The sequence below is a fragment of the Limosilactobacillus sp. DJ3M12 genome (genome assembly GCF_947381695.1).
Classification (GTDB): domain Bacteria; phylum Bacillota; class Bacilli; order Lactobacillales; family Lactobacillaceae; genus Limosilactobacillus; species Limosilactobacillus kinnaridis.
On record NZ_CANCWY010000004.1, the window covers coordinates 61,322 to 78,203 of the forward strand.

The window sequence follows — 16,882 nt, forward strand, 5'->3', positions numbered from 1 at the left end:
TAATTGTCACTTTTAGAGAAGTTGTATGGACCATTTTTTGATCCACATAACTGGGCAACAGTCGTTACATCAGGGCAGGATTGGTTAATCATCTTTTCGTTGGTTATGATTGAATGTTTACTGTCAGTTGATAATGCTGTTGTGTTAGCGGCTCAGACACGTGTATTACCAACGTTAAAAGAACAAGAAGAATCACTTTTCTATGGTATTTGGGGTTCTTACATTTTCCGATTCTTAATTATTGGAATCGGAGTATATCTCATTAACTTTTGGGAAATCAAAGTTATTGGAGCTGCTTACTTAATTTACCTTGTCTATCGTTACTTTCATAATAAGTTCTTTGGTAAGCGAGCAATGCGAAAGACCCGTGAAGGTAAAACGCATTTAACTGGACGAAAGCTTTTTTGGACAGTTGTTTTACAGATCGAATTTATGGATATTATTTTCTCCATTGATTCTGTTTTGGCGTCATTAGCTGTCTCTAATAATCCGGTTATTGTTTTAATCGGTGGTCTGATTGGGATTGCATGTATGCGAGGAATTGCTGAAGTTATTATGAAACTGATGCGCAAAGTTCCTGAGTTAGAACCGATGGCATATATCTTAATCTTTGTGATTGCTATTAAACTTTTCTTAACGATTCCTGCAATTGACATCGAGATTCCATCAGGGATTTTCGGTAGTTTTATCTTGCTTGTTTTTGCGGTAACGATTATTATTCACTTTATACGTAGATCACAGAAAAAGAAGGTAGAATAAAATGGCAATTGATGCAACAGCTGAGACCTTTGATAAGGATGTTCAAGGCTCAATGACGGTTGTTGATTTTTGGGCACCATGGTGTGGTCCATGTAAAATGATGGAACCAGCTATGCAAAATCTAGAAAAGCAATACGGTGATAAAATCAAGTTTGTGCGGATGAATGTTGATGGAAATCAAGAAATTGCACAACGGTATAAAGTAATGAGCGTCCCAAGTCTGGTCCTTTTTAAGGATGGACAGGCGAAAGAAAAGGTAACTGGATATTATCCAGAGGCTAAACTGGCTCATTACTTTGAACGAAAAATAACCGAATAAACTAATAAGAGGCTTCTAACGTTTGAAAAATTTAAACGGGAGAGGCCTTTTTTGTATGTCTAAATCTATTTTATTTAAAACGCGGACGATAGCAATAAAAGAAAATAAGTGCCAGGATAAAGGTTAAACAATCAGAAATAGCCTGAGTAGCAACAATCCCAGTGTAACCAAATAATTTTGCCGAAATACTAATCACTATCCCGAAAATCAATCCCTGACGACAGAATGAGAGCCAAAATGCAGGCGTTGCTTTTCCCATTGATTGAAACATGGTTGTAAAAACGAGAATGATACCAGCAAGAGTAGTCGAAACCGACAGCCAGCGAAGCATCAAGGCACCTTCTTTTACTATTTGGGGATCATTCATGAAAATGCGAATAACCTGGGGAGCGAAAATGAAAAGGATAACTGTGAGAAATAAGGCAATACTAGCAACGACTTGAATATCAAATTTAACAACTTTATTAAACCGTTGCTCATCTTTAGCGCCGTATACGTATCCGATCAAGGGTTGCGCGCCAAATGCAAAACCAACTATTACCATATTGATGATCATATTTGCTTTCATCGCAATTCCCATGGCAGCTACACTATCCGCACCATAAACAATCAAGTAACGATTAGTTAACGCAACCGCAAACGTTGCCATGATGTTAGTGACCGAGGCCGGGATTCCGATAGCGTAGATTTCAAATTGAAGCTTCCAGCCGATTTTCGTTTCATGAATTGAAGTCGTCAACTTTTTACTCTTTGTTCGCAAATAATAAATCATTAAAATATCGCCAATAACAGTACTTGTTACAGTAGCCAACGCTGAACCAGCTGCGCCGAGTCCACATGTAAAAATAAAAATTGGATTTAAAACGATATTAATTCCGGTCCCCACCATACTAGCGATCATCGACTGAATGGCTAGCCCTTCTGTTCGCAAAATATTAGTTGGTGAAAGTCCAAAGATAATGAAAACCGCGCCCCAAGCAATCACTAAGTAATATTCTCGTGCATATTGCCAAGTAGCTGGCGAGGCACCTAATAAATGTAAAATTGGTGTTTGAAAGATAATCATTATTGAAGTAACGATGATCCCACAAATAATTGGTGCATAGAAGCAATAACCGCTGACAAAGCGTGCTAATTTATCACGGTGTTCACCAAATAAGCGGGAAATAACTGAGCTACCGCCAAGCCCAAAAATGTCACCTAGGGCAATCATTAACGTAAAAATTGGTGCTCCCTGAGAAACACCGGCAACTAAATTGGGATTCCCAGTTTTGGCCACGAAAAAAGTATCAACCATGTTATAAATCAAAGTTACAGCCATGCTTAATACAACAGGTAAGGCCAGCGTAAAGTATGCCTTCTTGATTGAAGAATGTTCAAATAGCTCGTCCATTTTAAATCTCCTTTTAACAATCTGCTAATCATTTTACGCTACTCAGAATACAAAGTGAAAGACTGATTATTTTATTAATTTAATTCTTTTATCCACAAGAGCGAAAAATAATCAACAACAAAAAGAGTGAATAGAGAATACCCTTTTGATGGTTGTTTCCTGTTCACTCTTTATTTATATAAATTACGGGGATGAGGTTCACCCTTAATTTCATGTTTAACGTGCTTTAACATATCATCGATCATTTCAATGACATGAGGATCATCTAAAGCATAGTAAACGCGGGTCCCTTCTTTATGGCGACTGACTAACTGGTAACGATACAAAATACCGAGTTGCTTTGAGACGATCGGTTGCGCAAGGTGAAGGTCATTAACGATTGTTTTAACATCCGTTTCACCGTTATAGTGCCGGAGATAATATAAGATATTTAAGCGCGTACTATTACTTAAAACTTTATAGATTTTAGCAGCTTCATCAATAAAGGCTTGGGTTGAAGACAATGGTTGCTGCTCCTCCTTTTAATCGGTTTAGTAATTATTATACCAAACTAAAGAAGGTGAATAAGGTGGGTAATTAATCCACTATCCCAAAAAACATAACAACCAACACCGATATAAATAACTTTCATTAAGGTTTCACTATAACGTTGCATTGCTTGCTTAATTAGTGGAATATTACCAATTCCCTTAATGAGAATCACGATCGCAATTGAAAGGACTGCGATAAAAAGAAGTGCCTGAGTAAATTGCTGGAAGGTAAGATTCGTTAAAATTGGTAAGAAAATTGAGAGGTTACAACCAGCGCAAACTGCCAGATAGGTTATTAAGGTGGTAATAATTGGGCCGTGCTTTTCTGCATGAGTTGGGTCTTCATCGTTGTCATGCAGAGCCATGTAAATAGGGAGGATCCCTAGTATTCCTAAAATCCATTCAGGGAGGAAAATGGCGAGAGTTTTTCCTAGTAAAAAGCTGATGGTAACCAGAACAAGAAGGGCACCAAGATAGCCAATGATTACATCACGAAGGTTATACCTTTCGAGTAAAAAGATTAAGATGAAAAAGAAATCGAGGTTTACGGCAAGAAATGTGATAAAAATAATCCACCAATTCATAATTAAGTCTCCTATATATCAAATTCGATATACTTAATATATATCGAATTTGATATATAGTCAAACTATCCTTCAAAATAAGTATAAAGTTTCTCAGGGGTAAGAGATTTTCGTTGCTCTGCATTAAAATCTGCTTTGATTTCACCATCTTTAAGCACGATTAGACGATTTCCATACTCTAAGGCATCTTCAAGGTTATGGGTAATCATTAAGGCAGTTAAATGATCTTTAGTGATCCGTTCATTAGTAGCGTGTAATAGATTTAAGCTTGTATGAGGATCAAGAGCAGCAGTGTGTTCATCCAACAAAATAATGTCAGGTCGTTTGATTGTTGCCATTAAAAAGCTTAATGCTTGCCGTTGTCCCCCCGAAAGGGCGCCAGTAGCTGTATTCATGCGATTCTCAAGACCATTATTCATTGTTGCAGCTAGCTTGGTGAAACGGTCCATATTACTTTTGAGCTTCCGGGGAATAAGATGGCGACGTTCACCACGTTTAGTTGCTAATAGCATGTTTTCAGCAACGGTCATTCGTGCAGCCGTCCCCAGTTTTGGATCCTGAAAAACACGGGATAAGAAAGCTGTTCGCTGTTCTTCTGTTGTATTGGTAATATCTTGTCCATTATGCAAAATTTTTCCTTCGTCAGCGTGCAGGTTTCCGCCGATGACATTAAAAAGGGTCGATTTACCAGCACCATTCGTTCCAACGATCGTAATGAAGTCTCCCTCATTAATTTTAAGGTTTAAGCCTTTAAGAATAGTTGTTTCACTCGATGTGCCCTTATTAACAATGGTTTTGACACCTTGTAATTCCAAAATAGGTTTATTCATGAGGCCGGACTCCTTTCAAAATTGGCTTTTTAAGGTGAATGCGTTCTTCAAGTTGTGGCAACATCATGCAGATTGCAAGGACAACTGAGGAGATAAGGTTGAGGTCGTTGGCGGAGAAACCAAGTTGTAGCACAGCAAGTAAGATGATTCGGTAAATGATACTACCAAGAGTAACGGCGACAAGTCGCTGGTTAAGTGTTAATTCACCAAAGGCTACTTCACCAATAATGATTGAAGCAAGGGCGATAACAATCGTTCCAATCCCCATATTAATATCAGCGTATCCATTATTTTGAGCAATCAACGCACCACAAAGTCCAACGATCCCATTTGATACCATTAGACCGATGATGACCATTGTGTCGGTATGAATCCCGAATGATTTTGCCATCACAGGATTATCACCAGTTGCAATAAAAGCTTGCCCATAGTCAGTTGAAAGGAAGAAGACCAGGATTACGGTAATAATCGCAATCGTAACTATTCCCAAGAAGACACTATCAAAGTATTGGGGCAGACTTCGCATGAATTCACCGCTAAAGAGAGTCTTTTGACCAAGCAACGAAACGTTTGATTTACCCATAATGCGGAGGTTAACGGAGTAGGCGGCGGTCATAGTTAGAATTCCGGCTAATAAACTGGGAATTTTTCCTTTAGTGTAGAGCAATCCAGTGATCAAACCGGCGAGCATTCCAGCACCAATTGCAATTAAAGTTGCCAGAAAGGGATTAATGCCATGTGTGATTGCAGCAACAGCACTGGCGGCCCCAAGAGGGAAAGTTCCTTCAACAGTCATATCAGCAAAATCAAGAATTCTAAAAGTCAGGTAAAGGCCAAGACCAAGTAAAGCCCATAATAGTCCTTGACCGATTGACGATACGATTAGATTCATTTGTAAACCTCTCCTTTCGTTTCTGCATCCTTTTCAAATTGAGCGGGAATTTGTAAGTTAAGTTTTCGGGCCTGCTTAATGTTGAGAACAGGAGTCCCATGCTTCATGTACTCAATCGGAGTATCAGCTGGTTTTGACTTGCCTTTGAGGATTGCAACCGTCATCTTTGCACCTTGGACACCTAAAGCACGTTGGTTAACACTGTAAGTTGCAACGCCACCTTGCTTAACCATTGTGTCAGTTGCCGGGAAGACTGGTTTGCTAGCAGCATCGGCATTCTTAACTAAAGTTTGCATTGCTCCAGCGATGGTATTATCTGTTGGTACAATTACTGCATCAACCTTGCTAAGCATTTGTTCGGAAACTTGGTTTAAGTCATTACTGTTGGCAATTGAATAGGCCTTCAAGTTAATATTCATCTTACGACATTCACGCTTGATTTGGTGATAACCGGCTACTGCTGAAGCATCACTTGAAGTGTAGATGACCCCCAGTGTTTTCATTCGCGGCATGAATTGCTTGATCAAATTGAGCTGCTCGCGAATTGGTGCTTGGTCAGATACTCCAGTAATATTGCCACCCGGATGCTGATTATTTTTAACTAGTCCAGCTGTTTTTGGATCGGTAACAGCACCAAGTACAATTGGTGTTTTGGTAGTAGAATTAGCTAATGCTTGAGCAGCAGGAGTCGTAATTCCAAAAAGAACAGTTGAGTTATCATCAACGAGTTTTGAAGCCATTGTTTTAAGATTACTTTGGTCACCGTTCGCATTTTGATACTCAATCTTGATATTCTTACCGTTGTGGTAACCTTCCTTTGCTAATTCATCAACATATCCTTTATAAATTTCATCTAACGCTGGGTGATGCATCAAGGTTAACACACCAACTTTTGGAATTCGTTGCTTAGTTACGAATCCATTGTTTTCTCTAAAGAATGCGAAACAAAGGAAAGCGATAATAATTGCAATTAAACTATACATTCTTTTCATCTAAAATCTCACCTCACAAAATAATAAAAAACGAGAGCCCACATGACGGACCCTCGCTTTTTGAAAGGCAAAATAAAAGTCCGCATGTGGATCCATGCGGACTGAAATGAACATCAAACTCAGCCGGCACAGATGCAATCTGTTCTTCAGGTCGCATCCATGACGAAACAACCTGAATTACCGGCTTTGCCAACGAGTATTAACGTTGATAGTTTGATATACGTTCATTATACTTACTCCCTACTTAATTAATTGTTGTTAAGTATAACCAATGATAATAAAGCTGTCAATATAATTATTAAAATTTGCTAAGAAAAAAGAGTAAGGTAGAAGAAAATCTTCTATCTTACTCAATGATTATACCACTCGTATCTTAGTTCATGCTGATGTAGAAACTAGGAGTGTAGTAGTTGATGTTACCAGTTTGAACGTTTTGACCTGGTGTAGGAGCTTGGATATAACCACCATTACCAGTAGCGATTGCAACGTGGTAAGGAGCACTATCTGGGCCCCAGAAGTAAAGGTCACCACTTTGAGCGTTTTGGATATCACTGTGGTGGGCACCGAGGTTAGTTTGTTGGTAAGTAGTCCGGTAGTTCGAACCAAGACCATATGCATATTGAACTAATCCTGAGCAGTCAAATCCGCCTGGTTGGTTACCACCCCAAACATATGGAGTACCAATTTGTGCTTGAGCAACGGCAACCGCATTAGCAGTAGAACCATTACCTTGGCCAGCAGCAGTTGAAGTTGCTGGAGTAGCGGTTACAGCAGCAGTACTTTGAACAGTAGTGTTGCTTTGTGGAGTAGCAACTGCTTCAGTGGCAGCGTATGTAGTTTGTGTTGGAGCTGCAGTGTTAGTAGTTGTTGTTAAAGTAGTAACGTTGTTGTTAGTATTTGCAGCACTAGTTTGAGCAACGCTAATAGTAGCAGAAGCAGCACTTACTTGGGCTGGAGCTTGGGATACAGCACTAACTCGAGCAGTAGTGTTGTTATCAGAAGCAGCAGATACGACTGTTGTTGGTTGTGCCTGGTCGGCTACGTTGCTTGCGTTTGTGGCAGAAACAGCTGGTGTAGTTGATGCAGCGGTTGTTTCAGTAGTTTCAACGGCTGCTTGACTGGCAGTAGCGTTATCAGTTGCAGTAGGTGCAGCAACTGTTGCGGCAGCAGAAGCAGCACTGACAGCAGAAGATGGGATAACTAATTGTTGACCAACGTAAATTACGTTAGGGTCAGCTAATTGGTTAGCAGTAGAAATTGAATCAACAGTAGTAGCGTATTGTTGAGCAAATCCCCATACTGTATCTCCTGATTGTACTTGAACTTGTGTGTCAGCACTTGCAGTGTTAGCAACAGCTAATGCACCAGCAGCACCTAAGGCAGCAGCAAGGACTTTTGACATTGTTTTTTTCTTAGCGATAATTATTCACTCCTGAATTATTGTTTGTTTTTCTTTTATGTATGCAACTAATTGTGCACTCTTTTACTATATGATGATATTGTGAAGAAGATATGAAAAATATCTTAAGGGTGGCGGTTGTTACATAATTGTTAAATTGCTGTAATAATTTGAATAGAAAATTATTGGACCTGAAATGTCAATTTAAATTAGAAAAAAGTTGAAAGCTGTTCTTTTGTGATATGACTTAAGAATACTTCTAATGGGGTACGGTAATTAAGTGCTTTTCGTGGAATATTATTCCGGTGATGCATGAGCTGAGTAACTAACTCATCTGGTAAATAGCGGAAGTCAAGGTGCTTACTAAGACCGTCTCGTCGAAGAATTCCGTTATTATTCTCGTTCAAACCACGTTGATTAGGAGCACCAACTTCCGCAAAATAAGTCTGAAGATCATATCTATTAGCTATTTCTCGCCATCCGGCAAACTCTTTACCGTTATCAAAGGTAATTAATTTAACAAAGTGACGAGGCATTTTATCCAGCCACTGGCTAAGATGTTGGTTAACTGCCTCATCTGTTTTGTGATAGATGTTAAGGACAATCATCACTTTTGAAAGCCGCTCTACTAACGTCATTACTGCGCCGTGATGTGCCTTTCCTTGAACAGTGTCCGCTTCAAAATGACCGAATTCATGTTGGTAATGTGGAAAATCATGATAGTGGTGGTAAATACTGCGCCCAAGTTGACCAGATTTTCCACGTCGTTCCACATAACCATTGGGGTGTCACTTTCCTTTCATCGGTAATTGTCGAACATTAAATTGATACTGTCCGCGGGCAAACATCCGGTAAAGAGTGCGCATACTACAACTAATGGTTCGTTCTGCACGGCCAATAATAGTATCCGGGGGCCAGCCAGCTTTAACTTTACTATTGATGTAGTTAACCTCCGCTGGTGGAAGTTGAGTTCGTTTACGACCGCACCGATGCTTATGGCACTGGTACGATTCAAGATATTGTTCGATTGTTTTTCCATCATTTAGGAAACGATAAACACGGTAAATAGTTTCTTGACTCCGCTTTAAAAGTTTAGCAACTTTATAGGCTTTAGTCCCTTGGTGCCAAAAATCAGCTATGAGAGTTAATTCACGTGTGGTAAGATGTTTATAGGTCATTTGTGATGTTCCTTTACTTTTGTTTGTGGTTATTCAAAAGTCTATCACAAATGGCTTTTTTATTTTTCTAACTTAATTTTACAAACGACGTTTTCAATTAAGTTGATAGTTTGACGAGCTACTCCAATTTTTTGAGTTAGCTTTAACTGGGATAATCCTTGATCTTTTCGAAATTGTTTAACACGGTTCAAATATTTGGTCCCTCTTTATGACACATATATATGACAAAAAACAAATAGACATAGAAGTACATTGTTGCTTCCATGTCCAATAAATATGATTAATCCATTAGTAAGGTATATAGAAAATTAAAAACCGCCTGACATTAAGCCAGACGGTCGATAAAGTTGCTAACTCATGCTATAATATAGATGTCTAATAAAATATTATATTCAATAGTTGGGCTGATAAGTTTAGCAAAAGCGCTTTTATTCTGGTGTACTGCCATACACCACCAGCCAAGCGCGTGAAAGAACGTCCCCAAAAGGAATCAGCTCCAAACAACGTATACTTGTGCATTGGTGGTCGCCAGTGCACTTTTTTATTATACCATTTTATAATAGCTGTATTTTTACTGTGACAAGGGATTACGTAAACCCGATAAGCACCGGTCTTGATGAGTGGTTGATGGAAAGAGCCATTCGGATTGAATATCATTTTCCTGAAGCCAGGCATAATAATCTAGTAAATCTTGTTTAACCGGTTTTAGATACAAAATATTGGGCTTTTTAGTCTTTTTATCGCGAATATACGCATTTTTCTTGATAGTTCCATCATCAGCGAAGATTTCGTTGCGTCTCAGCGCTAATACATCACTCACTCGAAGCAATGTTGCCTTGCCGACTTGGAAGATGGTATAGTTTCGGCGACCATAGCGAAAATTATTAAGTAAGGTGTCCTGGACTTTGTGTAGAATGTTGGTGTCTTTGATGGGTAGAACGTGTTGTTTCATGCTACTCTCCTTTTATTAGAAAAATTTACCGTTCCAGGAGCTGATACCTCCATGGAATCCCATGTATACAAGGACACACATAACTATAATTAGAAACCAATTATCCTCGAGAAAACTACCAAATGATTTTCTATTATCACTAAAACCAACACCGCCATCATCTAAATCATCAATATCATCACTTAGATCATCGATGTCGTCTCTTAGCTCGTTGACTGCATTTAATATATCTTGATTTGTAACATTATCGGCTAGTTGCTTGTTTAATACTAGCCAGTCAAGACTTACGTCAAAGAAAGCTGCCAACTGAACGGCTGTTTCTAAGTCAGGAACAGAGGAACCAGCCTCCCATCGTGAAACAGCTTGTCTTGTCACATGAATCTTTTGTACGATATCTTCTTGTGATAAACCTTTATCTGTTCGTAACTTTTTTAATTGCTTTGCAAACTCCATTGTCAATTTACTCCTGTCATAAAATTCATTATCATTATTGGGGTAGTAAGTAAAGCAATAGTCTCAAATATATTGTCAATTGCATCTTTATTTTAGGGGCTATTTATCCTAATTATAAAATAATAACCCCTATATTCTGATAATAGAATATAGGGGCTTGATATATCAATATTCTTTAAGGGTTATTTATTAAAAATAGACCCTAAACCTCATATGAAAGTTTATTTGCATTATTGTAAAGAGAAATAAACTTAGTGTATGGAATTCTATTTCGAGCCTTACATCTAATGGATACTTTACCATTGTTGATTTTTGTAACAATACATTTTTTTGAATTACAATAATGAGCTTCTTTAAGCAAAAATAAATCATATTTTGAAATAGTATTCTTTTTATGATAGTAAAATACATCAATTATGATCTCTGGCCATAGATTATACTTTCTCTTAGTACCAGCTTTTTTTACATAATGTTTGTATGATCTTAATTTAGCTTCTATTTCTTTTTTTCTTTTACGCTCTTCAATAGTTTGATTATATTTTTGCCATTCGTCTCGATTATTCGAACTATATACTTTATATGTTCTTTTTTTATGTAATCCATAAGAATCTTTAGTTCCTTTAAATTCATAGTTAATTCCACCATGAGGACCTAGTGAAATTAAACTATTACCTAGTTGCGGATTTCGTCCTCTTACCGTCTTTTGGTACTTTGTCATCTTTTATCACCTACCTTTTTTCTAGTAGTCTATCTAGTATCCAATTTGCGAATTCAAGAATAACATTAATTATTGCTAGAATAAGGACAAAAAATCCAAAGTAAAGATCTGTTTTATTTGATAGGGAGACTGATGTAGGATATAGCGTAAAAATAATTAGTACCAAAATAATCACAGATATAACAATAGACTTCCTAAGAAATTTTTCCTTAACAAAGGAGTTAATTTTTCTTATAAGAGGTGAGTCTTCAATATATGCGCTAAAGTGACCAGCCGTTATTATTATTCCCAGCATCGAAATTGCTAATCCAAGATTTCCTAATCTTGCCCATAAATGATTAGTTATTATGTAAGGCTGAAGAATAAACCAAAAGCTAATGCCGAAATTTATAAAAATGAAAAGTGGTGTGAATTTTTTATTCGTAATTTTTCTATCTAAATTATTTTTCAAATCTTTATCCTCCCGCAATAAGGAATCAATTGGAACATGGTATAAATCGCTAATCTTAATAAGCGTATCTAAATCAGGGTAACTTTTTCCCTTTTCCCAGTTTGAAATTGTCTGTCTGGTAGTAAAAAGTTCCTGTGCCACATTTGCTTGTGTCATTTCTAATTTAATACGTTGCTCTTTAATGCGATCTCCAAATTTCACTTTAATTCCTCTTTTCTATGGGGATAAGGTTATTATATCTGAATACGTATTGCTAGCAAATATTATTTGCATCGTTGATATGACAGAAATAAAGCATTATAGAGAATGGAAATTAACTATTAATTTTTAACCCTCTAATATTGGAAATCGGACTATAATTTTTGATAGTCTCGTTTGAATTAGGGTTTGTAGATTAATTCATCCATTAGTCTTCATCAACATTTTTGAAATGAGGCGAACCATCAGGAATAATCCCCAAGTCCTTCGCTTTAGCTTCAATTAAAGCACGCCGAGTTGTCAAATTAGAGTCTTCTTGTTCAGCCAGGATTTCAAAGGGAATTTTTTTTGAATAACCAGTTGCCGGACAGCCATATTAAAATAACTATTGATGCTCAATCCCATTGGTTCTAAGTATTTTGCTAATTTCTTTAAGATCATCATCGAGACAAATAGTGGATTATTGTAGTTATTTTAGGAATGATATGGTGGCTCCTTGTTTCATTAAAGTAGGACTATTGCCAATAAATTGAAGCTCGTGCCTAAAATATGATAGTATGGATAGCAGTTTTAGCTCGTAATAAGTAAGAAAAAGAGGAGAGAATAGAATGGCAGTATTAGATGTTGAAGGCTTGACAATGAGCTATGCCGATAAAAAGCTCTATGAAGATGCCAGCTTTCAACTAGAAAAGCACGAACACATGGGGATTGTCGGGCAAAATGGTGCCGGGAAGAGTACCTTGATTAAAATCTTGATCGGGAAAACCCTCCCGGTCGATGGCACTATCAAATGGCAAAAAGGAGTCAAAATTGGATACTTAGACCAGTATGTAGATATTCCGGCGGGGATGACATTGATTGACTTCCTCCATACTGCTTTCACGGAACTTTATCAGCTTAATGACCAGATGAATAAGCTTTATGCGGATTATGCAGAAAAGATGGATGATGAGCTCCTCACCAAAGCAGGCCGAATCCAAGAAAAACTTGATGCTAATAACTTCTATGAAATTGAAACGGAAGTAGAGCGGGTAATGAATGGTTTGGGATTAACTGATATCGGTAAGGATCATGTTGTCTCTGAGATGAGTGGGGGACAACGGTCAAAGATTATCCTTGCGAAGATGCTATTGGAGAACCCAGATGTCATCTTACTAGACGAACCGACAAACTACCTTGATACAGCTCACATTGAATGGTTAATCGACTATCTTAATGATTTTGATGGTGCCGCAATGATTATCTCGCATGACTATGACTTCCTTGAACAAGTTACGAATACCATTTGTGATGTGTCATTTGGTAAAATTACCAAATACCGCGGAAGTTTCCAACAAGCAATGCGGCAAAAGGAAGAGCGGAAGGAAGCCCAAGAGCGGGAATATGAGAAGCAGCAAGTGGTCATTGAAAAGGCGCAACGGTTTATTCGGAAAAACAAGGCCGGTTCAAAATCGACTATGGCTAAATCGCGTGAAAAGATGCTTGCACGAATGAAAAAGATTGATCCACCCGAAGATAATCTAAAAGCAACTTTCCATTTTCCGTATGAAAATACCGGATCAGCAAATGCGTTGCGGGTAGAAAAATTATCAGTTGGTTATAACCGACCATTACTAGCGCCAGTAACTTTCTCGATGACAATGGGTGAAAAATTATTGTTCACCGGATTTAACGGGGTTGGTAAGTCGACTTTGATTAAATCAATTTTAAAGAAAATTCCAGCGTTGGGCGGAACAGCAACCTTCTCCCCATCGGCCCGGATAAATTACTTTGACCAAGATTTGGAGTGGGATGACCCAACGCTTACGCCACTGCAAACAATTCAAAATATGTTCCCAACGATGCAGCCACGAACGATTCGGACAAAGTTGGCGCGGGCTGGGATTAACGCTGCTAATACAATGAAGGAAATGAATCTTTTATCAGGAGGCGAGCAGACGAAAGTTAAACTTGCCATTCTCGAGTTAACCCCATGTAATTTTCTTATCATGGACGAACCGACAAACCACCTGGACGACGAAACTAAGGAAGGGTTAAAGAAAGCCCTGCAAGATTTCCCGGGAAATTTAATTTTAGTTAGTCACGAACAAGGATTCTTTGAAGGATGGCTTGATAAGATCCTGAACGTTGAAAAGCTTAGCTTGAAATAGAAATATATGAGACAATGAATTCAAAAAGGAGGGGAAACGAGTGCCCTATTCACTTTCTGAAATCATTGTCTTATTTTTTACCTATTCATTTATTGGCTGGTTATGGGAAACCTGTTACTGTTCAATTAAGGACCATCATTTCACCTACCGGGGATTCTTATTTGGCCCTTATTGTCCAATATATGGATTTGCCGTTACGACGATTTTGATTACTACCTATCCGTTTCAAGATAATATTTTTCTGCTATTCGTAGTAGGGGTTATTGTGGCTTCGATCTTTGAGTATGTAGCAAGTTGGCTGCTCGAAAAACTTTTTCATATGAAGTTATGGGACTATTCGCATCTAAAAGGAAACATTCAAGGAAGAGTTGCTCCCCAAATTTCATTTTTCTGGGGGATTGGCGTTGTCTTGCTGGTTAAGTTTGTTCAGCCATTTATTCAGCGGATTATTAACTGGGAAGAATCATGGACCCACGAGATGCTTGCCCTAATTATTGTCCTCGTGATGGGAACTGACACTATCCTCAGCGTTATTAGTGTGGAAAAATTCCATATTACAACTCAACAATGGGATGAACGAGCAGCCGCTTATCGAAAGAAACTGCTGGATCGACTTGAAAAAGCAGCTCCTAAGGATAAATTAGCAATTAAAGATCACCTTCAAGATTGGCAACGGTACTTTGCTCAACATCTAAACAAAGAGGGAGCTGGTAAGCAATTGAGTTGGAATCATCGCCGGCTAATCAAGAGCTTTCCTAAATTGAAGATGACTGATAGTAAGTACTTTAATAACTATAAAAACGAGCTTAAAAGTAAATAAGATCATTGTAAATTCTCGCTTTCTCATGGTGAAGTGGTTATAATAGCGTCAAATTCATAAAAAGGAAAGACACGTCATGAAAAAAGAAACAAAAATCATTTGTGGAAGTGTACTTGCATTTTTGATTATTTTATTTGGGATTGTGGCGATTATTATCCATCAATCTCCCCAAATTCAACGTGAGACCCACCCGACAGATATAACCGTCAATGAATTTGTTCGTCAGATTGCGCCAGCTGCTCAACGTGAACAGAAGAAGTATCATATTCCAGCTAGCATTACGATTGCACAAGCAGGACTTGAATCGAACTGGGGTCGGAGCCGGTTAGCGAATAAATACAATAACTTATTTGGAATTAAAGCTAATAGTGACGACGAAAAGGTTCAAATGTATACTACCGAAAATATTCGGGGTAAAAATGTTCAAGTAAAACAATACTTTACAGTTTACAACAGCTGGGCTGATTCAATTAATGCGCACACATTGCTCATTGTAAATGGAATTGCTGATAATCATGCACGTTTCCATGGAGTACAAACAGCAAAAACTTATCAATAGGCAGCTTACGAATTACAGTGGAATGGTTACGCAACCGATCCAGATTATGCCAGCAAGCTGATCTATGCGATTAAGAAGTTTAATCTTGCCCAATACGATAATGTTAAATAATAATTTAAAAGCGTGAGAAACGACTCTTGTAATGAGCCATTTCTCACGCTTTTTAACCTATAAGACACTTATTAATGTACTTCGCTTTGCATACTGGTGGAAGCAACCCGTTGATGACGGTACCAGTGAACTAAGAGACCAAGGACTAAGCCGACAAGTGCTGGAACAAGCCAGGATAATCCCATACTTGCAAGTGGTAAGTTATTTCGCAAAGCGGCAACAGATAAACCAAATGAACTTTGGCTAACAACCGCTGGGAAGGCAACAACCATATCACCGAGAGCTGGTACAACGGTGAAAAGGACCACGAAGAAGTAGACAACGCCATCACGGTTAAAGAGTGGTGATGTCACAGATAAAAGGATAAGCACCATTGATAATGGGTAAAGGAACATTAACATTGGTGTTGACCAAGCGATGATTTGGTCTAAGCCAAAATTAGCAGTAAGGAAAGAGGCGAGACAACTGAGGGCAAGCCATGCATGGTAGCTAACTTTTGGAAAGTGCTTATGGAAGTCTTGAGCAAAAGCAGCAACTAAACCAACAGCCGTCGTTAAACAAGTAACAGTTAACAAGAATGCTAGTACAACTTGTCCGAATGCACCGGCATAAGCATTAACTAATTGGTTAAAGGCAACTCCACCATCTGGGGAAACTTTGAAACGACCAAGAGACATTGCGCCAAGAAGGATTAGTAATAAGTAGATAAAAGCAACGGCACCCATTGAGAGGACACCAGCTTTTGCAACGACTTTGGATACATCTTTTGCTGACCGTTGTCCCATAGAACGAACGGCGGTTACCACTGTTACACCAAATGCAAGACCGGCAAGAGCATCCATAGTGTTGTATCCTTCAAGGAACCCGTTAGTGAGCGCACCGTGAACATAAGCACTAGTTGTAGGTGCGGTAGCGGGGTTACCAAGCGGACGAGCGAAACCAACAACAAAGACAAGGAATAAAAGGGCTAAGAAGACGGGATTTAATACTTTTCCGATGTTAGCTAAGATATCATTTTCCCGGTATGAGAAGAGGAAGGCTGCCCCGAAGAATAAAGCTGAGAATAATAGCAAGGCAAGGGATTGATATTGTTTATCAACGAATGGGGCAAGCCCAACTGTGAATGAGACAGTAGCAGTCCGTGGTGTACCGAATAATGGACCGATCGTAGCGTGGATAAGAACCATGAATACTAAGGCGAAACCGACGCCAAGCGGACGACCGATATCAAAGACCCCTTCTGCACGCGTAACAGCAACGGCGAGAACTGATAGAAGTGGTAAAAGAACTCCAGTAATCAGAAAGCCAACTGCAGCTGGTCCCCAATGACTACCAGCTAATTGACCAAGGTGTAACGGGAAAATCAAGTTTCCGGCCCCAAAGAATAAACCGAAAAGCAATGATGCAACAACTAAATAGTTTTTGAATGTTAACTTGCGCGATGTTAAATCTTGCATGTTTTCTCCTCCTAATCTGATCCCAACAAAAAAGTCCCTTAGCCAAACTGGCTAAGGGACGCTGAGCGTGGTACCACCCTATCATTGTACTGCTATTGCTAACAATACCTCACACGTACGGCCATCATGGCGATACG

General features: G+C 38.6%; 15 protein-coding genes, 4 pseudogenes and 1 other annotated feature (1 of these 20 only partly in view). Of the genes and pseudogenes, 5 read left to right on the forward strand and 14 right to left on the reverse strand.

Annotation, left to right across the window (positions count from 1 at the left end; all coding sequences use genetic code 11):
- The first annotated feature begins 3 nt into the window (after positions 1-3).
- Positions 4-759: a TerC family protein gene (locus tag QOS06_RS04090; protein ID WP_003669779.1), complete on the forward strand. Its 756-nt coding sequence runs from the start codon at positions 4-6 to the stop codon at positions 757-759.
- A 1-nt stretch (position 760) separates the two neighbouring features.
- Positions 761-1,078 (forward strand): thioredoxin, encoded by a 318-nt coding sequence (gene trxA, locus QOS06_RS04095; protein ID WP_003669309.1) that lies wholly within the window; start codon positions 761-763, stop codon positions 1,076-1,078.
- 70 nt (positions 1,079-1,148) lie between these two features.
- Here trxA and QOS06_RS04100 read toward each other — a convergent pair whose 3' ends face one another.
- The 13 genes and pseudogenes from QOS06_RS04100 to QOS06_RS04160 form a co-directional block, all read right to left on the reverse strand.
- Positions 1,149-2,471 (reverse strand): MATE family efflux transporter, encoded by a 1,323-nt coding sequence (locus QOS06_RS04100; protein ID WP_283595543.1) that lies wholly within the window; start codon positions 2,469-2,471, stop codon positions 1,149-1,151.
- A 170-nt stretch (positions 2,472-2,641) separates the two neighbouring features.
- Complete coding sequence (locus QOS06_RS04105; protein WP_078009752.1) at positions 2,642-2,974, reverse strand: ArsR/SmtB family transcription factor; 333 nt, start codon at positions 2,972-2,974, stop codon at positions 2,642-2,644.
- A 47-nt stretch (positions 2,975-3,021) separates the two neighbouring features.
- Positions 3,022-3,585 carry a cadmium resistance transporter gene (locus QOS06_RS04110; RefSeq protein ID WP_003669306.1) on the reverse strand — a complete coding sequence of 188 codons (564 nt, stop codon included), beginning with the start codon at positions 3,583-3,585 and terminating at the stop codon, positions 3,022-3,024.
- Positions 3,586-3,650: 65 nt separating this feature from the next.
- Complete coding sequence (locus QOS06_RS04115; RefSeq protein ID WP_003669785.1) at positions 3,651-4,415, reverse strand: ABC transporter ATP-binding protein; 765 nt, start codon at positions 4,413-4,415, stop codon at positions 3,651-3,653.
- Positions 4,408-5,307, reverse strand: a complete 900-nt coding sequence (locus QOS06_RS04120) for an ABC transporter permease (RefSeq protein ID WP_003665032.1) — start codon at positions 5,305-5,307, stop codon at positions 4,408-4,410. The genes QOS06_RS04115 and QOS06_RS04120 overlap by 8 nt, the downstream gene beginning before the upstream one ends.
- Positions 5,304-6,299 (reverse strand): tryptophan ABC transporter substrate-binding protein, encoded by a 996-nt coding sequence (gene trpX / locus QOS06_RS04125; protein WP_078009754.1) that lies wholly within the window; start codon positions 6,297-6,299, stop codon positions 5,304-5,306. Before trpX ends, QOS06_RS04120 begins: the two co-directional genes overlap by 4 nt.
- A 373-nt stretch (positions 6,300-6,672) precedes the next feature.
- Positions 6,673-7,701 (reverse strand): C40 family peptidase, encoded by a 1,029-nt coding sequence (locus tag QOS06_RS04130; RefSeq protein WP_085719804.1) that lies wholly within the window; start codon positions 7,699-7,701, stop codon positions 6,673-6,675.
- A 206-nt stretch (positions 7,702-7,907) separates the two neighbouring features.
- A pseudogene (locus QOS06_RS04135) lies at positions 7,908-8,876 on the reverse strand (IS30 family transposase).
- Between the two features lie 89 nt (positions 8,877-8,965).
- Positions 8,966-9,067: pseudogene (locus QOS06_RS04140) on the reverse strand (helix-turn-helix transcriptional regulator); the annotation flags it as partial.
- A gap of 416 nt (positions 9,068-9,483) precedes the next feature.
- Positions 9,484-9,828 (reverse strand): annotated as a pseudogene (locus tag QOS06_RS04145) (site-specific integrase); the annotation flags it as partial.
- Positions 9,829-9,843: 15 nt separating this feature from the next.
- The gene (locus QOS06_RS04150) at positions 9,844-10,281 is read right to left on the reverse strand and encodes a helix-turn-helix domain-containing protein (protein WP_283595544.1); all 438 of its coding nucleotides are present in this window, start codon (positions 10,279-10,281) and stop codon (positions 9,844-9,846) included.
- Between the two features lie 202 nt (positions 10,282-10,483).
- Complete coding sequence (locus QOS06_RS04155) at positions 10,484-10,999, reverse strand: hypothetical protein (protein ID WP_085678511.1); 516 nt, start codon at positions 10,997-10,999, stop codon at positions 10,484-10,486.
- Positions 11,000-11,009: 10 nt separating this feature from the next.
- Positions 11,010-11,651, reverse strand: a complete 642-nt coding sequence (locus QOS06_RS04160) for a helix-turn-helix domain-containing protein (RefSeq protein WP_078010121.1) — start codon at positions 11,649-11,651, stop codon at positions 11,010-11,012.
- A 605-nt stretch (positions 11,652-12,256) separates the two neighbouring features.
- On the opposite strand from QOS06_RS04160, the gene QOS06_RS04165 reads away from it, so the two are divergent.
- The 3 genes and pseudogenes from QOS06_RS04165 to QOS06_RS04175 all read left to right on the forward strand — a co-directional run bounded on the left by QOS06_RS04165 (position 12,257) and on the right by QOS06_RS04175 (position 15,288).
- On the forward strand, positions 12,257-13,798 hold the full coding sequence (locus tag QOS06_RS04165) for an ABC-F family ATP-binding cassette domain-containing protein (protein WP_020843382.1): 1,542 nt from the start codon (positions 12,257-12,259) through the stop codon (positions 13,796-13,798).
- 40 nt (positions 13,799-13,838) lie between these two features.
- The gene (locus tag QOS06_RS04170; RefSeq protein WP_087215627.1) at positions 13,839-14,618 is read left to right on the forward strand and encodes a putative ABC transporter permease; all 780 of its coding nucleotides are present in this window, start codon (positions 13,839-13,841) and stop codon (positions 14,616-14,618) included.
- A gap of 76 nt (positions 14,619-14,694) precedes the next feature.
- Positions 14,695-15,288 (forward strand): annotated as a pseudogene (locus QOS06_RS04175) (glycoside hydrolase family 73 protein).
- A gap of 71 nt (positions 15,289-15,359) precedes the next feature.
- On the opposite strand, the gene brnQ reads toward QOS06_RS04175, so the two are convergent.
- Entirely contained in the window at positions 15,360-16,745 is a 1,386-nt protein-coding gene (gene brnQ, locus QOS06_RS04180) for a branched-chain amino acid transport system II carrier protein (RefSeq protein ID WP_066035860.1), read from the reverse strand.
- 51 nt (positions 16,746-16,796) lie between these two features.
- Positions 16,797-16,882, reverse strand: a binding site (T-box leader); it runs 154 nt beyond the window's last position.